Annotated in this window: 30 protein-coding genes; 21 read left to right on the forward strand and 9 right to left on the reverse strand. The window is 45.6% G+C overall.

All coding sequences use genetic code 11. The features are described 5' to 3' along the window. The first annotated feature begins 149 nt into the window (after positions 1–149). The 11 genes from J0K78_RS00005 to J0K78_RS00055 all read left to right on the forward strand — a co-directional run bounded on the left by J0K78_RS00005 (position 150) and on the right by J0K78_RS00055 (position 11,324). Positions 150–296 (forward strand): hypothetical protein, encoded by a 147-nt coding sequence (locus J0K78_RS00005; protein WP_167449425.1) that lies wholly within the window; start codon positions 150–152, stop codon positions 294–296. A gap of 178 nt (positions 297–474) precedes the next feature. Further along, positions 475–1,299, forward strand: a complete 825-nt coding sequence (locus tag J0K78_RS00010) for a M55 family metallopeptidase (RefSeq protein ID WP_206944885.1) — start codon at positions 475–477, stop codon at positions 1,297–1,299. Between the two features lie 11 nt (positions 1,300–1,310). Beyond that, on the forward strand, positions 1,311–2,243 hold the full coding sequence (locus J0K78_RS00015) for an ABC transporter permease (protein WP_206944886.1): 933 nt from the start codon (positions 1,311–1,313) through the stop codon (positions 2,241–2,243). Between the two features lie 4 nt (positions 2,244–2,247). Then, entirely contained in the window at positions 2,248–3,201 is a 954-nt protein-coding gene (locus J0K78_RS00020) for an ABC transporter permease (protein ID WP_370551069.1), read from the forward strand. Positions 3,202–3,207: 6 nt separating this feature from the next. Then, positions 3,208–4,206, forward strand: a complete 999-nt coding sequence (locus J0K78_RS00025; protein ID WP_206944887.1) for an ABC transporter ATP-binding protein — start codon at positions 3,208–3,210, stop codon at positions 4,204–4,206. A gap of 22 nt (positions 4,207–4,228) precedes the next feature. Beyond that, positions 4,229–5,857 (forward strand): peptide ABC transporter substrate-binding protein, encoded by a 1,629-nt coding sequence (locus tag J0K78_RS00030; protein ID WP_206944888.1) that lies wholly within the window; start codon positions 4,229–4,231, stop codon positions 5,855–5,857. A 57-nt stretch (positions 5,858–5,914) separates the two neighbouring features. Beyond that, complete coding sequence (locus J0K78_RS00035; RefSeq protein WP_206944889.1) at positions 5,915–6,835, forward strand: S66 peptidase family protein; 921 nt, start codon at positions 5,915–5,917, stop codon at positions 6,833–6,835. 15 nt (positions 6,836–6,850) lie between these two features. Next, positions 6,851–7,948: a dipeptide epimerase gene (locus tag J0K78_RS00040; protein WP_206944890.1), complete on the forward strand. Its 1,098-nt coding sequence runs from the start codon at positions 6,851–6,853 to the stop codon at positions 7,946–7,948. A gap of 28 nt (positions 7,949–7,976) precedes the next feature. Then, positions 7,977–8,924, forward strand: coding sequence for a C40 family peptidase (locus J0K78_RS00045; protein ID WP_206944891.1), 948 nt, complete (start codon positions 7,977–7,979; stop codon positions 8,922–8,924). After that, positions 8,921–9,952, forward strand: a complete 1,032-nt coding sequence (locus J0K78_RS00050) for an ABC transporter ATP-binding protein (RefSeq protein ID WP_206944892.1) — start codon at positions 8,921–8,923, stop codon at positions 9,950–9,952. The genes J0K78_RS00045 and J0K78_RS00050 overlap by 4 nt, the downstream gene beginning before the upstream one ends. 145 nt (positions 9,953–10,097) lie before the next feature. Continuing rightward, positions 10,098–11,324, forward strand: a complete 1,227-nt coding sequence (locus J0K78_RS00055; protein WP_206944893.1) for an MFS transporter — start codon at positions 10,098–10,100, stop codon at positions 11,322–11,324. 41 nt (positions 11,325–11,365) lie between these two features. On the opposite strand, the gene J0K78_RS00060 is transcribed toward J0K78_RS00055, so the two are convergent. The 6 genes from J0K78_RS00060 to J0K78_RS00085 all read right to left on the reverse strand — a co-directional run bounded on the left by J0K78_RS00060 (position 11,366) and on the right by J0K78_RS00085 (position 16,209). After that, a complete protein-coding gene (locus tag J0K78_RS00060; RefSeq protein WP_242517670.1) occupies positions 11,366–11,530 on the reverse strand; it encodes a DUF4021 domain-containing protein in 165 nt (54 codons plus the stop codon). Between the two features lie 42 nt (positions 11,531–11,572). Then, positions 11,573–13,045, reverse strand: coding sequence for a phytoene desaturase family protein (locus J0K78_RS00065; RefSeq protein ID WP_206944894.1), 1,473 nt, complete (start codon positions 13,043–13,045; stop codon positions 11,573–11,575). After that, positions 13,042–14,151, reverse strand: a complete 1,110-nt coding sequence (locus J0K78_RS00070) for a glycosyltransferase family 2 protein (protein ID WP_206944895.1) — start codon at positions 14,149–14,151, stop codon at positions 13,042–13,044. The genes J0K78_RS00065 and J0K78_RS00070 overlap by 4 nt, the downstream gene beginning before the upstream one ends. An 18-nt stretch (positions 14,152–14,169) precedes the next feature. Next, positions 14,170–14,832 (reverse strand): lysophospholipid acyltransferase family protein, encoded by a 663-nt coding sequence (locus J0K78_RS00075; RefSeq protein WP_206944896.1) that lies wholly within the window; start codon positions 14,830–14,832, stop codon positions 14,170–14,172. Beyond that, positions 14,813–15,586: a carotenoid biosynthesis protein gene (locus J0K78_RS00080; protein ID WP_206944897.1), complete on the reverse strand. Its 774-nt coding sequence runs from the start codon at positions 15,584–15,586 to the stop codon at positions 14,813–14,815. The genes J0K78_RS00075 and J0K78_RS00080 overlap by 20 nt, the downstream gene beginning before the upstream one ends. A 113-nt stretch (positions 15,587–15,699) precedes the next feature. Then, on the reverse strand, positions 15,700–16,209 hold the full coding sequence (locus J0K78_RS00085) for a DoxX family protein (protein ID WP_206944898.1): 510 nt from the start codon (positions 16,207–16,209) through the stop codon (positions 15,700–15,702). 508 nt (positions 16,210–16,717) lie between these two features. Between J0K78_RS00085 and J0K78_RS00090 the strand changes: the two genes are divergently transcribed. The 3 genes from J0K78_RS00090 (at position 16,718) to J0K78_RS00100 (ending at position 18,063) form a co-directional block, all read left to right on the forward strand. Further along, positions 16,718–16,942: a DUF1659 domain-containing protein gene (locus tag J0K78_RS00090; RefSeq protein ID WP_160912851.1), complete on the forward strand. Its 225-nt coding sequence runs from the start codon at positions 16,718–16,720 to the stop codon at positions 16,940–16,942. A gap of 19 nt (positions 16,943–16,961) precedes the next feature. Beyond that, positions 16,962–17,174, forward strand: a complete 213-nt coding sequence (locus tag J0K78_RS00095; protein WP_206944899.1) for a DUF2922 domain-containing protein — start codon at positions 16,962–16,964, stop codon at positions 17,172–17,174. A gap of 745 nt (positions 17,175–17,919) precedes the next feature. Beyond that, on the forward strand, positions 17,920–18,063 hold the full coding sequence (locus tag J0K78_RS00100) for a YvrJ family protein (protein WP_206945870.1): 144 nt from the start codon (positions 17,920–17,922) through the stop codon (positions 18,061–18,063). A gap of 61 nt (positions 18,064–18,124) precedes the next feature. Here J0K78_RS00100 and lepB read toward each other — a convergent pair whose 3' ends face one another. Next, positions 18,125–18,646, reverse strand: coding sequence for a signal peptidase I (lepB, locus tag J0K78_RS00105; protein WP_206944900.1), 522 nt, complete (start codon positions 18,644–18,646; stop codon positions 18,125–18,127). 297 nt (positions 18,647–18,943) lie between these two features. Between lepB and J0K78_RS00110 the strand changes: the two genes are divergently transcribed. After that, positions 18,944–19,108 carry an aspartyl-phosphate phosphatase Spo0E family protein gene (locus J0K78_RS00110; protein ID WP_206944901.1) on the forward strand — a complete coding sequence of 55 codons (165 nt, stop codon included), beginning with the start codon at positions 18,944–18,946 and terminating at the stop codon, positions 19,106–19,108. Between the two features lie 71 nt (positions 19,109–19,179). Here the strand turns inward: J0K78_RS00110 and J0K78_RS00115 are convergent, their stop codons facing one another. Continuing rightward, positions 19,180–20,352, reverse strand: coding sequence for an aminotransferase A (locus J0K78_RS00115; protein ID WP_206944902.1), 1,173 nt, complete (start codon positions 20,350–20,352; stop codon positions 19,180–19,182). Positions 20,353–20,462: 110 nt separating this feature from the next. On the opposite strand from J0K78_RS00115, the gene J0K78_RS00120 reads away from it, so the two are divergent. The 6 genes from J0K78_RS00120 to J0K78_RS00145 all read left to right on the forward strand — a co-directional run bounded on the left by J0K78_RS00120 (position 20,463) and on the right by J0K78_RS00145 (position 24,810). Then, complete coding sequence (locus J0K78_RS00120) at positions 20,463–20,612, forward strand: FbpB family small basic protein (RefSeq protein ID WP_089654755.1); 150 nt, start codon at positions 20,463–20,465, stop codon at positions 20,610–20,612. Positions 20,613–20,727: 115 nt separating this feature from the next. Further along, positions 20,728–21,582 (forward strand): patatin-like phospholipase family protein, encoded by an 855-nt coding sequence (locus J0K78_RS00125; RefSeq protein WP_206944903.1) that lies wholly within the window; start codon positions 20,728–20,730, stop codon positions 21,580–21,582. Between the two features lie 174 nt (positions 21,583–21,756). After that, positions 21,757–22,461, forward strand: a complete 705-nt coding sequence (locus J0K78_RS00130) for a DNA alkylation repair protein (protein ID WP_206944904.1) — start codon at positions 21,757–21,759, stop codon at positions 22,459–22,461. A gap of 59 nt (positions 22,462–22,520) precedes the next feature. Beyond that, entirely contained in the window at positions 22,521–22,928 is a 408-nt protein-coding gene (locus J0K78_RS00135) for a hypothetical protein (RefSeq protein ID WP_160912862.1), read from the forward strand. Positions 22,929–22,992: 64 nt separating this feature from the next. Beyond that, a complete protein-coding gene (locus tag J0K78_RS00140) occupies positions 22,993–23,193 on the forward strand; it encodes a PLDc N-terminal domain-containing protein (RefSeq protein WP_160912864.1) in 201 nt (66 codons plus the stop codon). 711 nt (positions 23,194–23,904) lie between these two features. Next, positions 23,905–24,810: a chemotaxis protein gene (locus tag J0K78_RS00145; RefSeq protein ID WP_206944905.1), complete on the forward strand. Its 906-nt coding sequence runs from the start codon at positions 23,905–23,907 to the stop codon at positions 24,808–24,810. A 663-nt stretch (positions 24,811–25,473) separates the two neighbouring features. Here the strand turns inward: J0K78_RS00145 and J0K78_RS00150 are convergent. Beyond that, positions 25,474–25,683, reverse strand: coding sequence for a hypothetical protein (locus J0K78_RS00150; protein ID WP_206945927.1), 210 nt, complete (start codon positions 25,681–25,683; stop codon positions 25,474–25,476). Positions 25,684–25,697 lie beyond the last annotated feature (14 nt).

Consider the following 25,697-nt stretch of genomic DNA (forward strand, 5'->3'; position numbering starts at 1 on the left):
GCGCAAGAACGTTGGAACGCGCGCAAGAACGTTGGAACGCGCGCAAGAACGCCAGGACCGAGCCCAAGACCAAGACCCAACATCATGTATATTACGATCGAATCGGGCGAATACTTGTAGCAACCATGAATAAGGAAAGGTAGATTACAATGGCAGAAAAATATTTAATCTATTACCAGGCAAAATCAGGCGTCGTGAAACAGGTACCTGTGTATGCATCGCATAAAGAAAAAGCGCGGGAGAGTCACCTGAAAAGTAACCCACAGGCAAAAATCACGCATATTCGTTTATTATAAGAAAAGAAAAGACAGCGCCCGCACGGCAGCTGTCTTTTTTATTTTCCGTAATCCTTTCTCCTAGTTGTGCTTTTGTGCGTTAAACAGAAGTAGAGTAAGAGTCCTATTGAAAAATTTGTCATCTACTGGTAAAATTTTATGAAAATTAACAAAATTACCAAAAAAGGAGATGGTTTTCATGAAGTTGTACCTCTCCGTTGACATGGAGGGAATAACGGGAGTACCTGATTACACCTTTGTGGATTCTTCGGAGCACAATTATGAACGGGCGAGGAGAATTATGACACAGGAAACGAACCATGTCATCGAAGCCGCGTTTCAAAACCATGCGGAAGAAGTATTGGTCAATGACAGCCATTCGAAGATGAACAATTTACTGATTGATGAGATTCATCCGGATGCCACATTGATTACAGGAAGTGTCAAACCATTATCTATGATTCAAGGGTTGGATGAATCGTATGCTGGATCGATCTTTGTAGGGTACCATGCCAGGGCAGCTCAAAGAGGCGTGCTCTCACACTCGATGATTTTTGGGGTGCGTAATTTCTACATAAATGATGTGGCGGTGGGAGAGCTTGGGTTTAATGCGTATGTGGCCGGTTATTACGGTGTCCCTGTATTGATGGTTGCTGGAGATGACTGTGCGGCGATGGAAGCAGAATCGCTCATTCCGAACATCATTACAGCCCCGGTGAAAGAAACGATTTCTCGATCCGCTGTGAAAAGTTTAACACCGAAAAAAGCTGGGGAGCTTTTGCAAAAAAGAACGGAGGAAGCGATACATAATCGAGATCGAATGGAGCCCCTCGTACCTCCAGAACACCCCACTCTGAGGATAGAATTTATGAATTATGGCCAGGCCGAATGGGCAAGTCTCATGCCTGGTACGGAAATCGAACCAAATTCAACGACGGTAAGGTTTCAAGCCAAAAACATAGTGGAAGCATACCAAGCCATGCTTGTCATGACAGAGCTTGCCATGCAGACAACATCCAGCTAGGGGGAAGAGTCATGGCAAAATACATATTGAAACGCTTCATTTACATGATTGTTACTGTTTTTATCATTGCCACGCTTACGTTTTTCTTAATGAATCTACTACCGGGTTCTCCGTTTAATGAAGAGCGGACAACCAACGAAGCCGTACAGAAGAATTTAGAGGCTCACTATCACCTGGACGAACCGTTAGTTGTGCAGTATGTGTTGTATTTGAAATCCATTGTGACCTTGGATTTCGGTCCTTCGATTAAACAACCAACAGAAACGGTCAATGGTTTATTAGGCAGAGGTTTTCCTATATCCGCGGAGTTGGGCATATGGACGATCCTTATTGCTCTCATATCTGGAGTTGCTCTCGGTGTATTCGCGGCATTGAAGCACAATGGAATCATAGATTACATAGCGATGACCATTGCCGTACTCGGAATATCGATTCCTAACTTTGTATTAGCTACCTTGTTGATTCAGCAGCTGGCCGTCAACCTAGGGGTGCTCCCTGCTGCGACATGGAGCAGCCCGCAACATATGGTGCTTCCGATTATTGCGCTGGCCACCGGTCCGATGGCCATAATTGCCCGTTTAACAAGATCAAGTATGCTTGAGACGTTAACACAGGATTACATAAAAACGGCGCGGGCCAAAGGACTATCCCCAGCCAAAATCATTGTGAAGCATGCCTTGAAGAATGCACTCATGCCAGTGGTCACCATTTTAGGTACGTTGATTGCAGGGGTCTTAACAGGGACGTTTGTCATCGAAAAGATCTTCGCCATCCCCGGTATGGGTAAGTATTTCGTTGAAGGGATCAACCAGCGGGACTACCCGGTCATTATGGGAACCACCGTTTTTTATAGTGCTTTCCTTGTATTGATGCTGTTCCTGGTGGATATTGCTTATGGAATACTCGATCCTAGAATCAAGCTGCATAAAGAAGGGGGCAGGTAAAGTGATTCCAGCAAAAAAACAGAAGGAACAAACGCCTCATTCATCCATTCCAGACGAATGGTTCAAACCAAAAGAGCAGAATACCGAAGATGCCGAATCGGTTGTTCGTCCTTCTCTTTCCTACTGGGAAGATGCTTGGAGAAGACTCCGCCAGAATAAGTTGGCCATGTTCGGTCTGATTTTTCTTATTCTTTTAGGAGTCATGGCTGTCATCGGACCTTGGATTTCCCCGCACGATGTCGATACTCAAAACCTGCCAAACCAAAACCAGGCCCCGTCCTTCACCCATTGGTTCGGTACAGATGAATTAGGACGAGATGTGTTCACGAGAACTTGGTACGGGGCTAGAATCTCCTTGTTTGTAGGATTGATGGCGGCTTTGATCGACTTTTTTATAGGAGTCGCTTATGGAGGGCTGTCCGGATATAAGGGTGGAAGAACCGATAATATCATGATGCGGATCATCGAAATTCTCTACGGCCTGCCTTACCTTCTTGTCGTCATCCTGCTGCTCGTAGTCATGGGGCCAAGTCTTTTAACGATTATCATAGCTTTAACAGTTACCGGCTGGGTGGGTATGGCGCGAATTGTCAGAGGGCAGGTTCTTCAGCTGAAACACAATGAATTTGTCATGGCTTCCCAGTCGTTCGGTGCGAAAACGAAGCGGATCATACAAAAAAATCTGCTGCCGAATACGATGGGGCCGATCATCGTACAGATGACTCTCACCGTTCCAACAGCGATATTTGCCGAAGCTTTTCTAAGCTTTTTGGGGTTAGGCATTCAGTCTCCCTATGCAAGCTGGGGCATGATGGCCAATGATGCGTTGGGTGTCATTTTATCCGGCGACTGGTGGCGGCTTTTCTTTCCAGGCTTTTTCATTTCAGCCACCATGTTCGCATTTAACGTGCTTGGAGATGGTCTCCAGGATGCGCTCGATCCTAAGCTCAGGAGGTAAACATCAATGGAAAAAATCTTGGACATCCGTGACCTGCATGTGTCTTTCAAAACTTTCGGGGGAGAGGTACAGGCAGTGCGCGGCGTAAATTTAGAACTATATCGCGGGGAAACTCTTGCCATTGTCGGTGAGTCCGGTTGTGGGAAGAGCGTTACGGCGAACAGCATAATGCGTCTCATTCCAACACCTCCAGGGGAGATCAAAGACGGATCGATACTTTTCAAAGGACAGGACATGACTCAGCTTTCGGACAAGGAAGTAAGGAAAATCCGCGGGGTGGATATTTCGATGATTTTCCAGGATCCAATGACAGCCTTGAACCCCACCTTGACTGTTGGGGACCAATTGACGGAAGGACTCCGTCAGCATCGGTCCATTTCAAGAAAGGAAGCGGATAAGCAGGCGATGGACATGCTCACCCTTGTCGGTATCCCCAATCCTGTCGAACGTATGAAACAGTATCCTCACGAATTCAGTGGGGGCATGCGGCAGCGAATTGTAATTGCGATGGCGCTGATTTGTGATCCTGAACTTCTGATTGCCGATGAACCGACAACAGCTTTGGATGTAACCATTCAGGCCCAAATCCTTCAGCTGTTTCAAAAAATACAGAAACAGACCGGCGTTTCCATCATCCTCATCACACATGATTTAGGGGTTGTGGCTAAAATCGCTGATCGCATTGCGGTCATGTATGCGGGCAAAGTCATTGAAACAGGGACACGGAAAGAAATCTTTTATACACCGCAGCACCCTTACACAAGAGGACTGCTACACTCGGTGCCGCGGATGGATCAAAAAGGAGAGAAATTAGTACCTATAGATGGGACTCCTCCGGATTTGTTTTCACCACCGGAAGGCTGTCCATTTGCTGCCAGGTGTCCAATGGTCATGGAGGTATGCACAAAGGTGTATCCGTTTCAGTCGGAGTTGAGCAGAACACATGAGGTGGACTGCTGGCTGCAGGATGAGCGGGCAAAGAAATATATGGCGTCAACTTATTAAACATATAGAGAGGAGAACGAGTATGAAAAAATGGTGGACAATCTTTATGGGGGTTTTACTTGTCTTAGTGTTAGCTGCATGTACAGCGTCCGAAAGTGCAGGAGAAAGTGATGAGGGAGATTCTGAAGGGGAAAGTGACTCCGGATCAAACACCTTGCTATTGAATAACGGAGAGGAGCCGACATCCTTCGATCCCTCGCAGGGGTTTGATGCGGTTTCCTGGAATGCGCTGAACAATTTAATGGAAGGTCTGACGCGTCTTGGTAAAGACCACACGCCAGAACCGGCCACTGCCGAGAAATGGGAAATCTCTGAAGATGGGAAGGAATATACCTTCTTCATCCGGGAAAATGCCAAATGGTCGAATGGAGATGACGTGACAGCAGGGGACTACGCGTTTGCCTGGAAACGTCTGCTCGATCCTGAAACGGCCTCACCAGCCGCTTTCCTCGGTTATTTCATTGAAGGGGGAGAAGCCTTCAACAATGGAGAAGGCTCTGCTGATGATGTGATGGTGGAAGCGGTCAGTGATAAAGAGTTGAAAGTGACCTTGAGTGCACCGACAGGATATTTCCTGAATATCATTTCCAACCCGGCGTTTTTCCCGATCAATGAGTCTGTAGCCACAGAAAACCCGGAGTGGTTTGCGGAAGCGGACAGCTTTGTAGGAAACGGACCATTCGCCTTGGCAGAATGGAAGCATGACAGTGAAATGCTTATGAAAAAGAATGAAGAATACTGGGATCACGAGACGGTGAAGCTGGATGAAGTTCACTGGGCGATGGTGAATGATACCAATACGGAATACCAAATGTATGAAAGCGGCGAGCTTGATACTTCCAATATACCGTCTGACATGGCTGAGCAGCTGTTAGATAGTGAAGAGTTATCGATCCAAGATCAGGCAGGTACAGCTTTTTACCGTTTTAACGTGAATGAAGAGCCTTTTCAGAATAAGAAGATCAGAAAAGCTCTGGCTATGAGTGTGAATCAACAGGAAATCGTTGATTATGTGACGAAGAATAAAGAAGAACCCGCGTATGGCTTTGTCTCCTATGGATTTGAGAGTCCATCAGGGGAAGATTTCCGTGAACACAATGGTAAGCTTGTGGAAACGAATGTAGAAGAAGCGAAACAATGGCTTGAGGAGGGCATGGAGGAAGAAGGGTATGACGAACTTCCGGCCATCACCCTTTCCTATAACACGAGCGAAGACAACAAGAAAATTGCAGAAGCCATCCAGCAAATGTTCAAGGAAAATCTTGGGGTGGAAGTTACGCTTGAGAATGCGGAATGGAACGTCTTCCTTGAAGCGCAAAAAGCATTGGAACACCAACTTTCCAGAAGTTCTTTCTTAGCTGATTATGCCGATCCCATCAACTTCCTTGAGAGCTTCACGACGGATTCTTCCATGAACCGTACAGGCTGGTCCAATCAAGAGTACGATCAGCTGATTGACGATGCTAAAAATGAAGCGGATGAAGAACAGCGCTGGGAATTGATGTATGAAGCAGAGAAGCTTCTTTTTGAAGAGATGCCGATTTTCCCTGTTCATTTCTATAACCAGGTCGTTCTTGAGAAAGACAACGTATCTGATATCATTCGTCACCCTGTAGGGTACCTTGAGTTGAAGTGGGCGGATAAGCAATAGACTTTCTTTGAAAAGAGGCGATTCTTTCGCCTCTTTTCCTTCATTGGAGGAATGAAGATGATAAAACCTGAACGGTTGAACCCGGGGGACACGGTCGGGGTCATAGCCCCGGCAAGTCCCCCGGATCTTAACAACTTAGACAAAGCCCTTTCTTTTCTGGAAAGCTTAGGCTTGAAAGTGAAACTGGGAGCTCATATGAAGAAGAAACATGGCTATCTAGCAGGAAATGATCAAGAAAGGTTGGAAGACCTCCATCACATGTTTCAAGACCCGGAGGTTTCCGCCATCTTTTGTGCAGGTGGCGGTTACGGAACAGGAAGGATTGTTTCAACGATTGATTACGCACTGGTAAAAGCTAACCCTAAAATTTTCTGGGGCTATAGTGATATCACATGTTTACATACCGCTATTCGACAGGAGACAGGACTGGTCACTTTTCATGGGCCTATGCTTTGTTCGGATGTTGGAAAAGAAGATTTTGATGGAGATTCAGAAGAAATGTTTCAGCAGTTGTTTGAACCTGAAATGATTCATTACAACGAGCGTCTTTCTCCTTTAGAGATGATTACAGAAGGGGAAGCATCAGGCGAAGTGGTGGGTGGAAACCTTTCTTTACTTGTCAATACAATGGGCACCCCTTACGAGATTGATACAAAAGGGAAATTACTGTTTATGGAGGATATTGGGGAGCCACTCTATCGTTTGGATTCTTTTTTCAATCAATTGGAGTTGGCAGGGAAATTCGAAGATGCGGCCGGAATCATCCTTGGAGACTTTAGTGGGACGGAGACAGATGAAACAAATGACAGTTTATCTTTGGTGCAGGTTTATGAGGACTACTTTTCCAGATTGAATAAACCGGTGCTGGCCGGTTTTAAGATTGGCCACTGTCTGCCCCATTACAGTATTCCATTAGGAACAGATGCCGTGTTATCCAGTCATAAGAAATCCCTGATGATACAATCCGGTGTCTACTAAGAAAGGTGGAGGAGCATGAGAATACAGTCGATCGAAACGTATCCGGTAGCGGTTCCTTTACATACCCCGTTCAAAACGGCTTTACGCACGGTCACCGTAGCAGAGTCCATTTACGTGAAAGTGACGGGGGAAGATGGGACTACAGGGTGGGGAGAAGCTCCGCCAACGGTTGTCATTACCGGAGAGAGTTTAACAAGCATCGATCACACGATAAATAAAATCATCACACCGGCTCTTCTGGGTGAGGACATCACGTATAGAGAGGATATTTTCAAAAAACTCCACGGCTGCTGTATTGGGAATACAAGTGCTAAAGCTGCGGTGGATATAGCTATCCATGACCTTTTAGGCAAAATCTATCAACTCCCACTCTATCAATTGCTTGGTGGATCGAAGCGCGAGTTGGAAACCGATTATACGGTCAGTGTCAATGAGCCCGAAGAAATGGCGGACGACGCTGCCCGATATGTCAGCAACGGGTTTAAGGTCTTAAAGGTGAAAGTTGGAAAAGATACGATTGAAAAAGATGTCGAACGGATTCAGACCATTCACGAGCGGGTTGGCGAAGGGGTGCGGATCAGGCTGGATGCGAATCAAGGGTGGTCGCCGAAAGAAGCCATCTACGCCATCCGTAAAATGGAAGACTGTCACCTTCCCATAGAGTTGGTGGAACAGCCTGTCCATGCTAATGACACCGAAGGTTTGAAACAAGTCACCGATCATACGTACACACCGATCATGGCTGATGAGAGTGTTTTTAGTCCAATAGATGCAAAGCGGATATTGGAAACACGGAGCGCGGATCTGATTAATATCAAGCTAATGAAATCCGGTGGTATTCATGAAGCCGTGAAAATCAATCATCTGGCTGAAGCCAATGGAGTGGAATGCATGGTCGGCAGCATGATTGAGACTAAACTCGGAATCACGGCAGCCGCTCATTTTGCAGCAAGTCAAAGCAATGTCACGAGGATAGACTTTGATGCCCCGTTGATGCTGACAGAAGACCCGATTGAAGGCGGAGTCCAGTATGAAAAAGCCCGGCTTACGTTTCCGGAAGGTGACGGGTTGGGGCTGGTCAACGTAAATACCGAACAGACGGTGAACATATAAAAATAACTCTATTAAAGGAGGTCAATGGATGACACAGACAAATCAAAACCATGAGAAGAGAGTGGTGCGCGTTCCTGTAGCCACTCTTTGGACAGCTCCTGATTCTCCCAGGGAGGTGGATCAAATCTCACTCCAGGCATCAGCTTCTATGAAAGATTGGCTGAAGGTTTTGGATGACGATCAAAAGCGGGAACTGTGTGATGAGAACCTTGTCCAATCCCAACTGCTGTTAGGCGAAGAAGTCTGGATCGACGAGTGGGCGGCTGACTGGGCAAAAGTCGTCGTTCCCTCGCAGGCTTCCAAGAAAGACAAACGGGGCTATCCTGGATATATTCCTATACGTCAGCTGGTCAAACCAAATGAAGCGGACTGGCATCCTGAAAAGTGGGCGGTTGTACATAAGAAGCAAGCGTGGCTTTACAATGGAGCAGAAGAAGCGCTTATGGAAGTCAGTTATCTAACGTCCCTTCCTGTCATCGAGGAAAACGATACCTTAGTCAAAGTTCTTTATCCGGATGGGGTCGGGTATTTTGTTTCAGAAGACGTCCTGGTAGAAAAGAAAGAGGATACAAAAGCAAAAGGAAGCGGGAAAGACCTCATCCGTTCAGGAGAAGCATTCGTCGGTCTTCCTTATTTTTGGGGAGGAATGAGTGCTTTCGGATACGATTGCTCAGGCTTTGCCTATAATATCCATAAAGCCTTTCACTACGCAATTCCGAGAGATGCGACAGATCAGGCCAAAAGTGGAAAGCACGTGCCCTTGAACGATCTTCAAATGGGCGATCTCCTGTTCTTTGCTTACGAAGAAGGAAAAGGGAGCATCCATCACGTCGGTTTTTACTACGGGGACAACAAGATGCTTCATTCACCCAACGTTGGAAAGAGTATTGAAATCATTGATTTGGAAGGAACCGTATACGAAAAAGAGTTATGTGTCGCAAGAAGATACTGGAGCGAGACGGAGGGAACCTCATGAGCCTGCACAAGACCCTTGAAGTGAAAGATCTGAAAAAGCATTTTAAGATGGGGAAAGGAAAATCATTGAAAGCTGTCGATGGTGTCAGTTTTGACTTGTACAAAGGAGAGACGCTCGGACTTGTCGGAGAATCCGGCTGTGGGAAGTCGACAACAGGGCGCACAATCATGAACCTCTACGAAAAAACAAGTGGAGAAGTCCTTTTTGAAGGGAAGAGTGTCCACGATCGTACACCGAAAGAACAATTTCACTTAAAACGACAGATGCAAATGATTTTCCAAGACCCTTATGCATCCTTGAACCCACGTTCAACCGTATCCGAAATCATCCTTGAACCGATGGAAATTCACGGTCTCTTGTCCTCTGATAAAGAAAGAATGGAACGTGTTTACGAGCTGCTTGAAGAAGTGGGATTGAATCGTGACCATGCCAACCGTTATCCTCACGAATTCAGTGGGGGACAGCGACAGCGGATTGGCATCGCACGCGCATTGGCACTCGACCCTGAAATCATTATCGCAGATGAGCCGATTTCTGCCCTGGATGTATCAGTACAAGCGCAGGTAGTCAACTTACTGGAACGTCTTCAGGAAGAAAAAGGCCTGACGTATCTGTTCATTGCCCATGATCTTTCTATGGTGCAGCATATCTCGGATCGGATTGGTGTCATGTACCTCGGTCACTTAGTCGAGTTAACGAGCAGTGACCGGTTATATGATCATCCTCTTCATCCCTATACCCAAGCTCTTCTATCCGCCATTCCTATTCCGGACCCGGATATCGAAGATCAAAGGGAACAAGTGATTATTGAGGGAGAAATACCAAGCCCGATCGATCCTCCTAGTGGCTGTGTATTCCGGACGCGCTGTCCTTTCGCGATGGATGTTTGCAGCGATCAAGCTCCTGTATGGCAGGAAGTCGGGGAAGGTCATCAAGTCGCCTGTCACTTGTATGATGATACAGTCGTCGACCCTTCCGAAAGAAAAAAGAAGAAGGAACAAATGAAAGTGAATATTCGGTCGTTCTAAAAGCATGCTCCTCAAGAGGCATGCTTTTTTTCCTTTGAAAAGAGAATAGAAAAATCGAAACCCCTTCAAAATCATGCATGTTTTCATATTAATACCCCGTATGGTAACATAGTGGAATCAGTAGAGAAGTGAGCAGGTGAATAAAATGAAACCAATCATAAAGGCAGGCGTAAAGGAAAATATCCTTTCTTTTTCCCTCCTCGTACTCGTGAATTTCTTTGTGGGCTCCATGGTCGGATTAGAACGCACGATCCTGCCCACTATTGGGGAAGAAGTTTATGAAATAGCTTCTACAAGTGCCGCGCTATCTTTTATCGTCAGCTTCGGTTTTTCGAAAGCAATCATGAACTTTTTCGCCGGAACCATGGCAGACCGATGGGGGAGGAAACGCGTGCTATTAGGTGGTTGGGCGATCGGTCTGGTTGTCCCTCTGCTTGTCATCTTCGCGGAAGCCTGGTGGATGATCGTCATGGCAAACATCTTTCTTGGGGTGAACCAGGCCCTGACGTGGTCGATGACTGTCAATATGAAAATAGACCTTGCAAATCCTGAACAAAGAGGTTTGGCTGTCGGTTTTAATGAATTCGCCGGATACATTGGTGTCGCTGTCATGGCTGCTGTTTCAGGGTACGTGGCTTCTCAATATTCCCTCACCCCGGAGCCTTTTTATATGGGAATTCTCATCGTTATCGCAGGTTTTTGCTTATCATGGTTCGCAGAAGATACAGACAAATATGTCCAACGCCAAAGAATGAAGAAAATCACAACGGATGATTTATCTACAAAAGAAGTCTTCCAGCAAACGACTTGGAAGAATAAAAACTTATCCAGCAACAGTCTTGCTGGTCTTACGACGAACTTAAAGGATGGCATGGCGTGGGGACTGTTTCCTATTTTCTTTAGTGCTGGTGGTCTCAGTGTCGGGCAGGTAGGAACAGTGGTCGCCATTTATCCGGCGGCCTGGGGATTCTTTCAACTGTTCACAGGCATTTGGAGTGACAAAATCGGCAGGAAGAAACTGATTGTTTCAGGAATGTTCCTTCAAGGGCTTTCTCTATGGTTTATTCTCATCGTCCAAACGTACGCCATGTGGCTGGCCGGTGCTCTTTTCTTAGGCATCGGTACGGCGATGGTTTATCCAACGATCCTTGCTTCGATCAGTGATGTTGCGCGTCCGGAATGGAGGGCCACTTCCCTGGGGATCTATCGCTTTTGGCGTGACAGCGGGTATGCGTTCGGAGCGATTCTTGCAGGAGTCTTTGCGGATGTCTTATCTGTTCCGTGGGCCATCGGAGTGGTGGGTACGCTTCCGGTTTTATCTGGAATCCTATCCCTATTCAGAATGGATGAAACTTTAAATCTGAAGGAATAAAAAGAGGAAAGCATAGACGCGACGCTATGCTTTCCTCTTTTTTATTTTTTACGGTCGTGCTGGCGATCTTCTTCTTCCGTTTCAAGCATCCCGTAATCGCCGTTCATCGCTTGTTCATCCTGATCGACACCCAGGTCGTTCGTAATGGGATTCATCGGGTGCTTCTCTTCTTTCAGCGGTTTGTTGCGTTTGGTATTCTTCTCCATTCCGGACACCTCCTGTTTTAGCTTGCCTGAAAAGGGGAGGTGTTATTCGACTTGGACAATCTTTCCGAGAATTTCGTTGGCCACGTTCTGTCCGCTCAGGACGACCATCGGAGAACCACCGCCCGGGTGTGTACTACCTCCGCAAAACCAGAGGCCATCAAGATCCTGGGATTTGTTGAACGGCCTCATGAAGGCTTGGGACCTTCGGTTGGAAGAAGGTCCATACAGGGACCCGCGATAGGCGCCGAAATGATTCTGGATGTCAGCGGGATCCCACACTTTTTCGACCTGGATATGACTTTTGACGGTTACGCCCGCGTCCTCGAGCCGATCATAGATGTGGTTTTTATAGGCGTGCTTGTCATACCCGCCTTTTTCCTTGAGAGCGGGAGCGTTGACGAGGATGAAACAGTTATCCCCTTGATTGGAGACAGAGTAATCGGATTTGGAAGAAGTGCAGATATAAATCGTCGGATCATCGGCGTAATAACCGTTCTTTAGCACACGGAATTCTTTTTTATAGTCGCTTGAGAAAAACAAATGATGGTGCTTCAAACGGCTGAGTTTCGTATTCAGGCCTGCCATAATGACAAATGCTGAAATGGACGGGTCGTAGCCTTTCAGCTTCCGATCGCTCATCGACCGTCTCGCTTCTGGATCGACCAACTCCGGTACAGCATGGAGCAGGTCGCCATTCAAGATCACATGGTCCGCCTCGAAGCGCTCGCCGTCACCCGTTTCCACACCCGTCACTCTTTGATTTTCGTGAAGGATACGAGTGACTTTGGTTCCACTGTACAGCCTTACCCCGACATTCTCAGCAGCTTTAACGAACCGATCCGCAATCCTTGTGTTGCCCCCACGTACAAAGTAAACGCCATCATTCCACTCAAGATGGGCGATCATACTGAACGTGGCTGGTGCTTGATAAGGATTGGAGCCGATATAGGTAGAATAGCGGTTCAAGGCCTGAATCACTTTCGGGTTTGAAAAATACCGCCTGAAAAAGTGATCCATCGATTCAAGCGGACGTACCTTCGTCATGCTTTTCGCAAGGGCGGGGGAAAGGTAGTCGGTCCACCCATTGAAGGTCCTGTGTAAAAAGTGCTTTTGAGACAGGTTGTACAAGCGTTCGATTTCTATAAGAAAGTCTTCATACATCACATGCCCTTTGGGATCTACCTGTCCAAGCTGCTGTTTCATATATCCCTGGTCTGTGGAAAAATCAAAGGTCGTCCCATCGTGAAACTCATTTCTCGTATGTGTGACGATTTTCGCAAAAGGAAGCTCTTCCCGCGGATTGAGTCCTCCCTGCCGGATGACGTCCTGAAATACTTCAGGCATCGTAATCGTATTGGGACCAAAATCAAAATGAAATCCACCTTCGTCGACGCTCATCATTTTTCCGCCAAAGTGATCATTTTTTTCAAACAGCCGTACATCAGCTCCGTGCTTAGCGAGGGTGACCGCAGCCGATAAGCCGCCGAGTCCACCTCCGATGATGGCCACTTTCATTGATAGAACCTCCCTTTCCATTGGTATTTTTCTCCTCGTTTATGAACGAACATCGATGCCACCATGATGGCAATCAACAGCACAACAGCTACTGGTAAAAGGAAGGACAGCCACAAGGGATGCCCCGTCCTTGCATCCACATACATTTTGAATGCAACCGTCAAAAGATAGGGGAGAACCAAGGCATAATCTCCGGTGACGAGTCCAACGATCGCGAATGCGGCGGGAGTTAAGAACACAACCACATAGAATATGGTCAAAAATACGACCATGCCAGCAGATCGACCGATCCCTGTGTACACATTCTTTTTAAAGCCTTCCCATGTCTCTTTACCTGAATCGTACATGTAGGAAAGGACCGATTCTGTAATATTAGCGAGAATCATCTTGTATCCGTGTTTTTTCACTTCTCTAGCAATATGTACGTCTTCGACAAGAGAGCTTTTGACAGATGCATGACCTCCAATAGCTTCATATGCTTTTCGATCAATCATAATAAAAATCCCGCACGCAGCGGTAAACATCGGCTTCGTCGTCCGGTTCGCGACGAACAGAGGAAGGTGGAGCAGCACAACCATATGCTGAAGCGGGACGAGCATATGACTGAGGAAGTTGGCATTCGGGTAATTCGGAAATCCACTTAACATGCTCGCCTTTTTCTCCTGCATCATGGCGAGCGTTTGTTGAATGATGCCAGGGGCGACACGCGCATCAGCATCCAGGAATAAATAATACTCACCATTGGCAGCCTGAGAGAGCTGGTGACAGGCATGGACTTTGCCATTCCAATCTTCAGGAAGCTCCTTACCCTGAATGATCGTGAAGCGTCCATCATCTCTGACCTGTTCGTTCAGTTTTTCGAAGGTGCCATCTTCCGAATGATCATCTAGCAGGATCACTTCCACATCAGGATAAGTAAGCGAGCGGAGGGAATGGATCAATCCTTCTACATTGTCTGCTTCGTTTCTTAACGGTACGAGCAGCGAAACGGATGGCGTTTTTCCGAGCTCTCTATTGGCTGATAATGGGTAGAGGAAGAAGATGTTAATAATGGTCCACACATTCAAAACGATCGTGATGATGAAGACGATAAAAAAGAATGACATGACGTTTCCTCCTTTCCCTTATAACTTTTTAAAGGCGTGAAGATTTTCTTCTATGACGTTCTGGCGTAATTCATCCAGCTGTTGGGTAGCCTTGTTTTCAAAATACCGTGTTCTTTCTTTTCTGGAGAGTGTCTCGTAGTCCTCTCTAGGGAGAGCTTCCCCCAGAACTATGTAGGCATTCGGCTTTTTCGTATGCTCAAGGGCATAGTACAGGGAAACAGGCACGACATTGATGTCCGGGCAACGCTGGGTGAGATAACTGACTCCTGAAAAAAATTCAAGCGGTCTTTTCTCGAGGGGCTGTTCATTCCCCTGAGGAAAAATCCACACCGTTCTTCCCTCTTCAAGCAAACGGGTACTGTATTGCAAGGATTGCACGAGGTGACGGCGATCCTCGCCATTTACAGAAAATGCTCCAATTCTCCTGAAAAATGGAAAGCGCTCGATGCCTTCTTCATGCATCATTCCATAGCCGTCTGATTTCACAAGTCGATCGTTGATATAAAAGATGAAAAGGGGATCCCACCATGTTGAATGATTGATAAGAAACAGGGTCTTCTCATCAGGTACAGTAGAAGGATGTTGAATTTTAATGTGGTTGAAATGATAGTTTAAAAACAACCGATTGAAGCGGGTGAATCCCCACTCGATCCATGACGTTTTACGTGCGGGTTGAAACATTTGATCTCCTCCAAAAATACAAGCCATACCATAAGAGGGTAAGAGCACTCACGAACATAATCGCCCCATATAATCGGCCGGTAAACGCAATGCACAGAAACAGGAAGATGATTAGACCGAACGTCAGGATCATCCTCCCAGGCCAAGGGGGAACGTTTCGATTTTCCATGTCCCGATGCATGAACAGGAAAATGAGGTGAAACAGGGCAGCCAGGACAAACCAGCCAAAGAAGTTGGAAAACGGGATATCGTAATAAAAGCCAGGATCTTCCCAAATCCAATATTCTTTCACTTTGAAAGAAACTGGATCGAGAATAAGGTCCATGGTCACCGCAGCTAACGCACCGGTAACAACGAAAATGAACCGGCTTGTCCAAGGATTCCACCCACTCGACAACACTCTTGCCAACTCATGGGAACATCCGATGATTAAAAGCCAGGCGAATCCGATGGTAATCGGTGTATCCGCAATTTTTAATCCGAAGTTTTCTGTATAATGGTAGGCTCCGAATAAGAAATTGTATTTCACTCCCAAGTGTTCCACATAGATACTAACGACAATAATGATCAGGTTGTAGATGATTCCGCGCCAAACGCCGTACATCTTCATAAAATACATCCCAGCTACGACCCCGGCGGTTATCAAAAAAACACTGTTCGCCCATTCAAGCCAAGGAGGAAGCCAGTCGAACGTTACTAAAAACACTCCGCATATGTACCAAAAAATAAAAAAGCGGAAGATATACGTTGCCATAGGACACCTCTTTCCAATACGATCTTTGAAACTTATGTATAAAATCATCATACCTCATCCCAAAGTAAAATAAACGAAAAAAGCCCTATGAGCAATACATAGGGCTTGGTGTATTATTGATGGGCAAGTCTTCTTCTTCTGTGAGGGAGTTTGGTTCCTTGTTTTTTAAGCATTGGTACAACCCAGCGGTCTAATCCATAGCGACCGGCATTGGCCCCGGCAACGAGGATGAAGATCGTGAGCAGAACCATTTGCGGGTTTGTGCTGACTGTTCCACTGAATAAGAAAGCGAAATTCATGAGAATGCCACCGAAAGCAGCTACGTTCGTGAATAATCCTAAGATAAGTGCAATCCCTATGAGAACTTCTCCCCACATGACAAGGAAAGCGAAAAACTCATGGTTTGGTAAGGCAAATTGTTCTAGGAAGGCGGCCCACCAGCCCTGGACAGCCGGATGTGCTCCTTCTGCTTTCGCAATTGCTCCATTCAGAAAACCACTCACTTCAAATCCGCCTGTGATTTTTCCTATGCCGGCGGTCAGCCAGGTGTACCCCAGATAAACGCGAAAGACGGTCAGGATCATTGCAACGATCTTGTTGTTTCGTAATAATTCATTCAACATGTCAATCACTCCTTATTAAAAGATTGTTCACCATTTCACATGATGTCATGTAAGAAGGTTTCTTTCTTACAATTCAAGTATAAGTGTATGAGGTAAGTTTATCCATACATTGTTCACTATTTCACAATCTGTTCAATTTGTTATGTCAGGAATGTGAAAAGTGGAGTGTTTCTATTTACTTTTCAGGGAAAGATAAAAATATTCAAGGATTAGGGAACTACCAAAGCAAACGCTTTAAATATTTGCTATGATAGAGAGGAAAGAGGGGTGGAACAGAGATGGAGATGGTCATGTTTTTTGTAAGTATTATTGTAATGTTAGGACTCATAGGATTAACGATTTTTGATAACGGTTGATACTTAATGAAAAAGCGTCAGGGGAAGGAGCCACTTCAGGTTCCTTCCCCTGACGCTTTTTTTAATGAGAGACTTCTATTATAAAAAAACGCGAACCATTGACACTTTTTTCTCTTCTCCTTCGATTATAGAAGTGAGAGGAGGTGAAGCAGATGGCCGTAAATACTTTAAAAGTAGATAGTCGCTTGCAGCTTGTCTTTTCAACAGGAACAGATGAAGACGGAAACATGATGCTCAAACGAAAATCTTTTAACAACATTAAAACAGATGCTACTGACGAACAATTGCATGAAGTATCGATCGCTGTATCTCCGTTACAGCAGCACATTTTAGTTGATATCGCTCGTGATGACCGCTCAGTTTTGACGGAATCATAATTTCGAAGGAGGAGAATAAATGAAAAAGCTGGAGTTGAAATTTTTAAATGAAGAAGGCAAAACAGTAACGATCAGCCTGGATGATCCTGTCGATCCTGTCGATCCTGCCCAGGTCAATGCAGCGATGGACGCCATTCTTGCCCAGAATTGCTTCTATTCCAACGGGGGAGACCTTGTTGAGAAGAAAGAAGCACGTATCGTCGAACGCGACGTCTTTGATATTACCTTCTAAAAACGAAAGAGCCGCTATCCAAAAGTAGCGGCTCTTTTTAGCAAAAACAATCATGATCAGTTATTCAAATAGGTGGCAGGATTTTGGGAGACTCCGTTTCGAGACTTTTATGGAGTGGAGGGGGGCTGAGGGGGATAACTCGCTTTCAGCGGGGGTGCGGTGAGCATTCTCGGACTACGTCCTGTGGGGTCTCACCGTCCTATCTCCCACGAGAGTCTCGCAGCTTCCCAAGCACCCCTTTCGATGGAAGGGGGAAACGAAGACCTGTACCAAGTTGGGTGGCTTTCCACTATACCACTGTTAGAGGTGTAAAACGCTCTGCATTCAAGCTATTACGTAGTGTGGAGGTGTTGTAATTATCCACTTTCCATTATCAAACGAGCTGACTTTTAGTAGTGGTTTCGAGAATTCCTCAAGGCAAAGGGGCGGAGGGAAACGGTGAGACTCCTATGGGACGTGTGGGACAGGTGAGACCCCGGAAGGCGTAGCCTGAGGAGGCTCACCGCCCGCCCCATGGAAAGTGTTCAAATGCGGAATCGTCCTGGTAGACACGACTGGCATAAGCAGAACAGCAACGGAATGTGCTTTTCATTCCTTTGCTGTTCTGCTTATGACGCGAGTGTCTGGACGATGGAGCAAGACGAACCTTTTCCCGGAGCCCCTAGAACCACACAATCGTCTCGAAGCTGAGTCTTCAAGAAAAGGAACTTATCAAAAATACAGGAGAAGAGGTGAAAGGATGGGGATGGATGCGTGGATTTCGATTTTAGCGGATGTTGGTTTCCCTGTAGCCGTGACGTTTTACTTGCTGCACCGGGTAGAAGGGAAGCTGGATCAACTGATTGAAACACTACATCAGCTGCCAGATAAAATCGTGACGACCAAATGAATCTTATAAGAGAAGAATATACAACGCCCCGCCGGTCATGACTGGCGGGGCATTGGTGTGTTTATTTTGTTAGTCCCCATTCATTGAATGGATAGATGATTAATTCGGTACGTCCGATGATTTCTTCTTCTTCGACAAAACCGAGTCCATTCCGGCTGTCTTTACTGATGGAACGGTTATCTCCCATAACGAAATATTTCCCTTTTGGAACTTCGATGGGTCCGAAATCTCTCGTGGCTGACGCAGCGTCTTCCGTCAAGTACTCCTGGGTCTGCTCCTCACCGTTTACATACAATTCATGATTACTGATCTCCACCGTGTCTCCCGGCTGGCCGATGACTCGTTTCACATAACTTTTTACTGGTCTTTCAATGATGACGATATCCCCGCGTTCAGGTTCATCTACATAATAGATGATCTTATTAAACATGACGCGTTCCCCGTTTTTCAAAGTCGGGTCCATGCTGGCGCCTTCAACAATGGATGTGGCAAAGAAAAATGTTCGTAATATAAATGCGAGAGTAATGGCAACAGCGATGGCTTTCAACCATTCCAACCATTCTTTTTTGGATTGCTCAGACAAACTCATCTTCCTTTCTAGATGAACATAGAATATCTCATCCTTAATTTTACCATATCGCTACGGAAAGAAAAGGTACGAGGGGAGGCTTTTACGAAATTGTAAACTTTCTTTATAGGCTTTCTCATATTTTATCCCTCTCTGTCGAAATATTAGAACCTTTCCCGATTATCTTTACAAAAGTATAGAAAATTGAGATAATTTCTTCCGTGCAAGATTTGGATACGAACACACATTCTTTTCCATTTGTTATAAATCGTGTACAATAAGAAGGAAGAATAAGTCAGGAGGTAGTCGATAATGCAAGTGGCCGACAAGGATCCTCGTATTGCTGAATTAGAGTATTTGCGAAAGAAAATGACAAGAGTGGCGTTTGAAAAAGGGTTATCCAGTCCCGAGTCTGTCGAGGTCAGTCAACAACTCGATGCCCTTTTGAATGAAGTACAAAAAAATAAGCCGAATTAAAAGAACTCATGGGACCTGCATCCATGAGTTCTTTTTATGGGTGTATTTCAAGGACCCTTATGGAAAGCTGATTACGTTTCCCTTTTAAATCTCTCATTTGAGATGAAGTCTTCCAAACGTTTCAGCCCTTCTTCCAATGTAGCCATGCTGTAGGCGTAGGACATGCGCATATAACCTTTCCCTTGTTCTGAAAAAGCGTCCCCTGGTACCAGGGCTACTCCTGCTTCCTCCACGAGCTGCACGGCACGCTCGAACGTGGATTTTCCATTCAGCGGAAAGTCGAGGAAAACATAGAAAGCTCCGTCAGGCTCAGCAAATGAGAGGTTCATTTCTTTGAGACGGCTGATGACGAATGCTCTTCTTTCCTTATATGCATCACGCATCGATTCAGCCTCTTTCTTTCCATTTGTCAAAGCCTCAAGGGCCGCGTACTGGCTGATCGAAGTTGCACAGGAGACGTTGTATTGATGAACTTTCAATAAGTGACGGCCCAACCAGGATGGGGCGAGGAGGTACCCGATTCTCCATCCTGTCATACTGTGGGATTTCGAAACCCCGTTTATCACAATCACCTGGTCGCGAACATCGGAAAAGCTTGCAATCGATGTGTGCGGACGATCATATACAAGTTCACTGTAAATTTCATCGGCTAACAAAAAGAGTTGGTGCTCTTTGATCACCTCCGCAATTCCGGCAAGCTCTGCTTTTGTCAAAGAAACTCCCGTTGGATTGGATGGATAAGGCAGAATAACAGCCTTTGTTTTTGGACTGATCTTTTCTTTAATCTGATCTCCTGTCAATTTGAAGTTGCTCTCACTTGTATCGATGAACACAGGTGTTCCGCCGGCCAGGCGGATGAGCGGCTCATATCCCGGATAAACCGGCCCGGGCAACAGCACTTCATCTCCAGGCTGGATGATGGTCCTAAGGGAAATATCCAGAGCCTGGGAAGCCCCTATGGTGACGATGATTTCATTTTCTGCTTCATAATCGAGTCCATAAGAATTTTTCACGTGCTGCTGGATGGCTTCTCTAAGTGGAAGCATTCCGGCATTATGCGTATAGGTTGTTCGATTATCTTTGATAGCCTGAATCCCTGCTTCTTTCACTGCGGGAGGTGTAGGGAAGTCAGGCTGTCCAATAGTTAATGACACAATGTCTTCATAGTGGGATACCATATTAAAAAAACGGCGGATTCCTGATATTTCAATTTGCTTCACTGTGGGATTGATGAAGTTTTCCAATACGTATTCTCCTTCTTTACATAAAGTTAACAAAATGTTCAAACAATTATCGCGTGTAATTTGTTGAATTTTGTTATAATTTAAAATAAGCCCATGAAAGGAGTTGTATAATGAGAAGTCACAAACGAATTTCCTTTGAAGACTTAGTGGATCGTAACAAGCGCCAATTGCTGAACGATCAGGAAGCAATCGAAAAAATCGAACGTCAAATAGATGAAAAACATACAAGAAAAAACGATTCCGATGCTTATGTAAACTGATGATATCACACCAAAAAGCAACCGCATAGAACGGGTTGCTTTTTTTACTTTTCATATAGAAAATGGCAGAATATAGAGAAAGGAAAAAATGAAAAAAGGAAGGTGTTTATATCCGATGGATGATGTCGGTTTAGTACTTGAAGGCGGAGGGATGAGAGGCGCATACACGGCTGGCGTGCTCGATTTCTTCCTTGATGAAGACATTCATATTCCCTATGTGGTCGGAGCATCTGCCGGCGCATGCAATGGCAGCTCTTATGTTGCCAAACAGAGGGGAAGGAATTATGAAGTGATTGTCGAATACGGGGCGCATCCAGAATACATATCGTACAAAAGGATGATTACGAAACGACAGTTGTTTGGGATGGATTTCATATTTGACAAACTTCCGAATCAACTGGTCCCGTTCGATTATGACACGTTCCTTCAACAAGAAACGCGTTTTGTGGTCGGGACGACAGATATGAAAACAGGAGAACCTGTCTTTTACGACCAATTCCCTGACAGGGACAGCCTTCTCAAAGTCATACGCGCTTCAAGCTCCTTACCGATGGTTGCCCCAAGCATTCAGTATGACGGTCGGGAATTAATGGATGGAGGTATTGCCGACCCCATCCCCATGGAGGCTTCCAAACGGGACGGGAACAAAAAGCATGTCGTCGTTCTTACGCGAAACGATGGATACATTAAGGGAAGGATGAAAGCCGGCTGGTACTTCAACCGTAAGTATAAGCAATTCCCTTTGTTTGCCAAAGCTTTACTGGAAAGGCATATTCGTTATAACCAGCAGCTGCAGAAAGTAAAGGAAGCAGAACAAAACGGAGAGGCGTTTGTCATACGACCGTTAAAGCCTTTGAAAGTGGGCAGGATCGAAAGGAACCGTGATCGTCTGCATAACCTTTATGCTCAAGGGTATGAAGAAGCGGAAGCCCATGCTGCAAGAATGGAACGTTTCCTGCAAGTACGATGATTGCTTTATGGTTTGAACGGGAGGCGGGAACGATGCTGATAGGCATGTTTGCCGTTACTTTCCCCTCATCATTTTATGGATGAGGGGAAAAGACATGCGCCCTTTTGGATGGGGTGTAGCGATTCATTGCTTGCTCGTCAGCATGCACCTTTTTAAAGAAACGGAGGAGAGGGAATGAACAGACCTGTTGAAATATGTGAAAGTGTCACGTTAGAATTAGAAAAACATAAAGATGAAGTTCAACGAATCCCTATGGAGAACTACATGAAGAATCACTACCCTTTCTTCGGAATTAAAGCCCCCGAGCGAAAACAAATCCTCGCACCATTGTTGAAAAACTACAAAGATATCACGGAAGAGGAGCGTCTGGAAACAGCGGTTCTGCTTTTTGAGAAGCCGGAAAGAGAATGTCACTACGCGGCTCTCGCTTTACTTGAAAAAGGGATCAAAAAAGCACCGGAACACAGCATTGATACATACAAGCAACTGCTTATGACGAAACCGTGGTGGGACACGGTCGATATGATCGCTTCCACTTTGTGCGGGGGCTACTTCCTTCGATACGAAGATAAACTGCACCCATACACAGAAGAGTGGAGACAGTCCGATCACCTATGGGTCAGACGTTCCAGCGTCCTGCATCAGTTGAAATATAAGGAAAAGACAGATGCTCCACTCCTTTTCGAAACGATCGATGCCCTCAAGCATGAAAAGGAGTTTTTTATTGAAAAAGCGATTGGATGGGCCCTTCGTGAATACAGCAAAACGGATGCGCGGGCGGTTATGGATTACCTCGAACGGAATGAAGTACGGCCTTTGAGCCGAAGAGAAGGCTTGAAATGGCTGAAAAGCAAACATCCAGAGCTTTTAGAAAGGTGAAGTTTAATCCTTTCGAACCTTGTTCATAATGGTACAAAAAGAACAAGGAGCGGAAGAAGATGAATATTATGGATTGGTTCGATCCCTCTTTCTTAAAAGAGACCATTAGCTGGCTTGATCATGATCTATTGGGTGTTTTCGGGCTGAAGCCTGAGTATGTTCAATTCTCGCTCGTCTTTCTGTTCATGCTGTCCCTGATGTGGGTGGTCAAGCCGGTCATCGAATGGATGATGCTGAATCATTGGAAGACCCTATCCAGCTATGTGACCAGTAGTCTTCTCGCAGTGGTCTTCCTTCAGCTTGTCGATCGATACGCCATGTCGGATACGACTTCCACGCTGCCTGCTTCCTACTGGTCAGTCTGCCTGCTCGCCATCAGCAGCTTCGGTTTGGTTTACGTTACCATTACGTGGATGCGTAAGCTTTACGTACGTTTATCGAAACGAAGCAAAAGAAAAGCAGCTTGATTTTGAAACTTTCTCTTTCCTGAATCGTAGAATAAGTGAGAAACGGGAATAGAGGAGGAACATCATGGAAATCGGCATCTTATTTCTCATTTTTCTGATCTTTGGGGGCGGGTTGTTGGTATTGAATATTCTAACGAGTGTATGGGCGTATCGTGATTCTGTCCGCAAAGGAAGAAGCACTGCTTACAGCCTCGTTGTCCTTATCGCAACATTATTCTTCCCCTTAGTCGGGCTGATTGTTTATCTTATCATAAGAAATGACTGAAAAAAGAGCGGGCCACCCGCTCTTTTTTTGTGCTCTTCGTAATTAATGATATTGGCAGAATTGTGGAAGACTCAGTTTCGAGAATTTTCGGGGTTCGTTGCTGTGTTGGGCGTTAGGGGTGGCTGGGAAGCTACTCGCTTTCCAGCGGGGATGACGGCAAGCCTCCTCGTGCTACGCACTGTGGGGTCTTGCCAGCCAATCCATTCCATTCCCGCGGGAGTCTCGCAGCTTCCCAACCACCCCATTCGAGGTAAGGGATAAATGAACCCCTGTACCAATTTGGATGGACTTCTATTATTATGGTGTGATTAGTAAAAGCGCTCTATGACAAGCATTTAGCATGCAGAATAGCATCCTTAGGAGTTCGTTCCGTTCGAATTACAACGTGAGAAAGTAACTTATTCCGGAAGTGGATTCGAGACACTGAAATAGCAAAGGGGCGAAGGGGAATGGCGAGACTCCTGCGGGGGAAAAGTGCTTGGTGAGACCCCGCAGGACGCAGTCCGAGGAGGCTCACCGCGCTCCCGCGGAAAGCGAGCTATTCCCCGTAGCCCCATCCACACAACAAAAGTCTCGAAACCGAGTCGTCAAGAATAGGGAGCTTATATGGAACAAGTGAGAGGCATTCAGTAATATAGGGCAACTGCTTTATATTTAGTCTTTGATAGACGATATAAAGAGTGGATTCTATCAAAGGAAGGACGATGCTTCATGAACCAGGACCAAGGCATATTACTTGAAAGCGGCACCAACGAATTAGAAATCGTCGAATTCGGAATCGGAAATAACCGTTTCGGCATAAACGTTATAAAAGTAAAAGAAATTCTGAACCCTCAACCTGTCACAAAAATTCCTCATTCCCATAAATCGGTGGAAGGAATTATTGAAATCCGTGGGGAAGTCGTCCCAGTCGTCGATGTAGCACATGCCCTCGGATTTTCACCATCCGAAAATCCTAAGCAGGATAAGTTTATTTTGACGGAGTTCAATAAGACGAAAATCGTTTTCCACGTGCACACCGTCACGCAGATTCACCGGATATCATGGGAGCAGATTGAAAAGCCGAATAAAATGTACCAGGGGCTGGAAACGCAGATTACAGGAGTCATTAAAATGAATGAAGACATGCTGTTGCTGCTTGATTTTGAAAAAGTGGTCGCTGATATCAATCCAGAATCCAGTATTCACGCTGATCAGTTGCGCGAACTTGGCCAAAGGGAACGTTCACAAAAGAAAATTCTGATTGCTGAAGATTCCGGTATGCTTCGTGCCATGCTTCAGGAAACGTTAAGTGAAGCAGGTTATGAAAATACGATCAGCTTTGAGGATGGAAAAGAAGCCTATGAACATTTGGAAGATTTATTGGAGGAAGGGAAAACGATCGAAGAAGAATATCAGTTGATCATCACTGATATTGAAATGCCACGCATGGACGGCCATCATTTTACTCGCCTATTGAAGAATCATAGCGATATGAACAGACTTCCTGTCGTTATTTTCTCTTCACTGATCACAGATGACCTACGTCACAAAGGCGAAATCGTTGGAGCCGATGCCCAAGTGTCCAAACCAGAAATCGTGGAACTTGTAAAAATTATTGATCATCATATTCTCTAAAGAACCAGGTTCTATTAATAAACCTGTGTCCTGTTATTAAAGTAAATGGCAGTATTGTTGAAGACTCAGTTTCTATACGTTTGTTGAGTGGATGGGGCTACGGGGAATAACTCGCTTTCCGCGGGAGCGCGATGAGCCTCCTCAGGCTAACGCCTTGCGGGGTCTCACCTAGCACTCTTTTCCCGCAGGAGTCTCGCCATTCCCCTCCGCCCCTATACCAAGGAAGATGCTCGAAACCACTTCTAAAAGATCAGCTTGAATGATGAAGCGAATGAACCATATAAACTTTTACCATTACGGACAGCCAGAACTTAAAGCTTGATATAGAGCGCTTTATACCTACTTAGGAGAGATGAGTAAAATACACTCATTCTCTGTATGTGGGTTCGTTTATCTTCTCAACAGAGAGGGTGGTTGGGAAGCTGCGAGACTCCCGTGGGAGAAGGAGATAGGCGAGATCCCGCAGGACGTAGTCCGAGGAAGCTCGCCGCTCCCCCACAGGAAAGCGAGTAGCTTCCCTGCCACCCCTCATTTCCATTATGGCAAACGAAGCCCGAAACACATCTCAAGAGTCTTCAAGAATAGCCAGTCTTTGTTGCACATGAGTGAAAGGTATGTAGATAAAAGAAGGAATAAAAAAAATCCGCTCCTGGGCGGATTTTTTTATTCGTTTTTTAATCGCTCGAACAACTCATCATGCCAATCATACGCATGCTTGGACAATGTTTCCGGTCCCGCTTTTGTTGGTGATGACTCTACAACGATATTTTTGTGGTGATCTGAAAGGTGCTCATAGGAGGCACGCATTTCTGTTGTGTATTCCATATACTTCTTTAAATGATATAAAAAATCTTCGACTTCACTTACAGCCACTGTATCATCCTCCT

Origin of the sequence: Halobacillus sp. GSS1 (genome assembly GCF_017307035.1) — a bacterium.
Classification (GTDB): Bacteria; Bacillota; Bacilli; order Bacillales; family Halobacillaceae; genus Halobacillus; species Halobacillus litoralis.

Bases quoted from the DNA above. Each gene is read 5' to 3' on its own strand.
- J0K78_RS00005 (WP_167449425.1), top strand. From the start codon at position 150: ATGGCAGAAAAATATTTAATCTATTACCAGGCAAAATCAGGCGTCGTG.
- J0K78_RS00010 (WP_206944885.1), top strand. From the start codon at position 475: ATGAAGTTGTACCTCTCCGTTGACATGGAGGGAATAACGGGAGTACCT.
- J0K78_RS00015 (WP_206944886.1), top strand. From the start codon at position 1,311: ATGGCAAAATACATATTGAAACGCTTCATTTACATGATTGTTACTGTT.
- J0K78_RS00025 (WP_206944887.1), top strand. From the start codon at position 3,208: ATGGAAAAAATCTTGGACATCCGTGACCTGCATGTGTCTTTCAAAACT.
- J0K78_RS00030 (WP_206944888.1), top strand. From the start codon at position 4,229: ATGAAAAAATGGTGGACAATCTTTATGGGGGTTTTACTTGTCTTAGTG.
- J0K78_RS00035 (WP_206944889.1), top strand. From the start codon at position 5,915: ATGATAAAACCTGAACGGTTGAACCCGGGGGACACGGTCGGGGTCATA.
- J0K78_RS00040 (WP_206944890.1), top strand. From the start codon at position 6,851: ATGAGAATACAGTCGATCGAAACGTATCCGGTAGCGGTTCCTTTACAT.
- J0K78_RS00045 (WP_206944891.1), top strand. From the start codon at position 7,977: ATGACACAGACAAATCAAAACCATGAGAAGAGAGTGGTGCGCGTTCCT.
- J0K78_RS00050 (WP_206944892.1), top strand. From the start codon at position 8,921: ATGAGCCTGCACAAGACCCTTGAAGTGAAAGATCTGAAAAAGCATTTT.
- J0K78_RS00055 (WP_206944893.1), top strand. From the start codon at position 10,098: ATGAAACCAATCATAAAGGCAGGCGTAAAGGAAAATATCCTTTCTTTT.
- J0K78_RS00060 (WP_242517670.1), bottom strand. From the start codon at position 11,530: ATGGAGAAGAATACCAAACGCAACAAACCGCTGAAAGAAGAGAAGCAC.
- J0K78_RS00065 (WP_206944894.1), bottom strand. From the start codon at position 13,045: ATGAAAGTGGCCATCATCGGAGGTGGACTCGGCGGCTTATCGGCTGCG.
- J0K78_RS00070 (WP_206944895.1), bottom strand. From the start codon at position 14,151: ATGTCATTCTTTTTTATCGTCTTCATCATCACGATCGTTTTGAATGTG.
- J0K78_RS00075 (WP_206944896.1), bottom strand. From the start codon at position 14,832: ATGTTTCAACCCGCACGTAAAACGTCATGGATCGAGTGGGGATTCACC.
- J0K78_RS00080 (WP_206944897.1), bottom strand. From the start codon at position 15,586: ATGGCAACGTATATCTTCCGCTTTTTTATTTTTTGGTACATATGCGGA.
- J0K78_RS00085 (WP_206944898.1), bottom strand. From the start codon at position 16,209: ATGTTGAATGAATTATTACGAAACAACAAGATCGTTGCAATGATCCTG.
- J0K78_RS00090 (WP_160912851.1), top strand. From the start codon at position 16,718: ATGGCCGTAAATACTTTAAAAGTAGATAGTCGCTTGCAGCTTGTCTTT.
- J0K78_RS00095 (WP_206944899.1), top strand. From the start codon at position 16,962: ATGAAAAAGCTGGAGTTGAAATTTTTAAATGAAGAAGGCAAAACAGTA.
- J0K78_RS00100 (WP_206945870.1), top strand. From the start codon at position 17,920: ATGGATGCGTGGATTTCGATTTTAGCGGATGTTGGTTTCCCTGTAGCC.
- J0K78_RS00110 (WP_206944901.1), top strand. From the start codon at position 18,944: ATGCAAGTGGCCGACAAGGATCCTCGTATTGCTGAATTAGAGTATTTG.
- J0K78_RS00120 (WP_089654755.1), top strand. From the start codon at position 20,463: ATGAGAAGTCACAAACGAATTTCCTTTGAAGACTTAGTGGATCGTAAC.
- J0K78_RS00125 (WP_206944903.1), top strand. From the start codon at position 20,728: ATGGATGATGTCGGTTTAGTACTTGAAGGCGGAGGGATGAGAGGCGCA.
- J0K78_RS00130 (WP_206944904.1), top strand. From the start codon at position 21,757: ATGAACAGACCTGTTGAAATATGTGAAAGTGTCACGTTAGAATTAGAA.
- J0K78_RS00135 (WP_160912862.1), top strand. From the start codon at position 22,521: ATGAATATTATGGATTGGTTCGATCCCTCTTTCTTAAAAGAGACCATT.
- J0K78_RS00140 (WP_160912864.1), top strand. From the start codon at position 22,993: ATGGAAATCGGCATCTTATTTCTCATTTTTCTGATCTTTGGGGGCGGG.
- J0K78_RS00145 (WP_206944905.1), top strand. From the start codon at position 23,905: ATGAACCAGGACCAAGGCATATTACTTGAAAGCGGCACCAACGAATTA.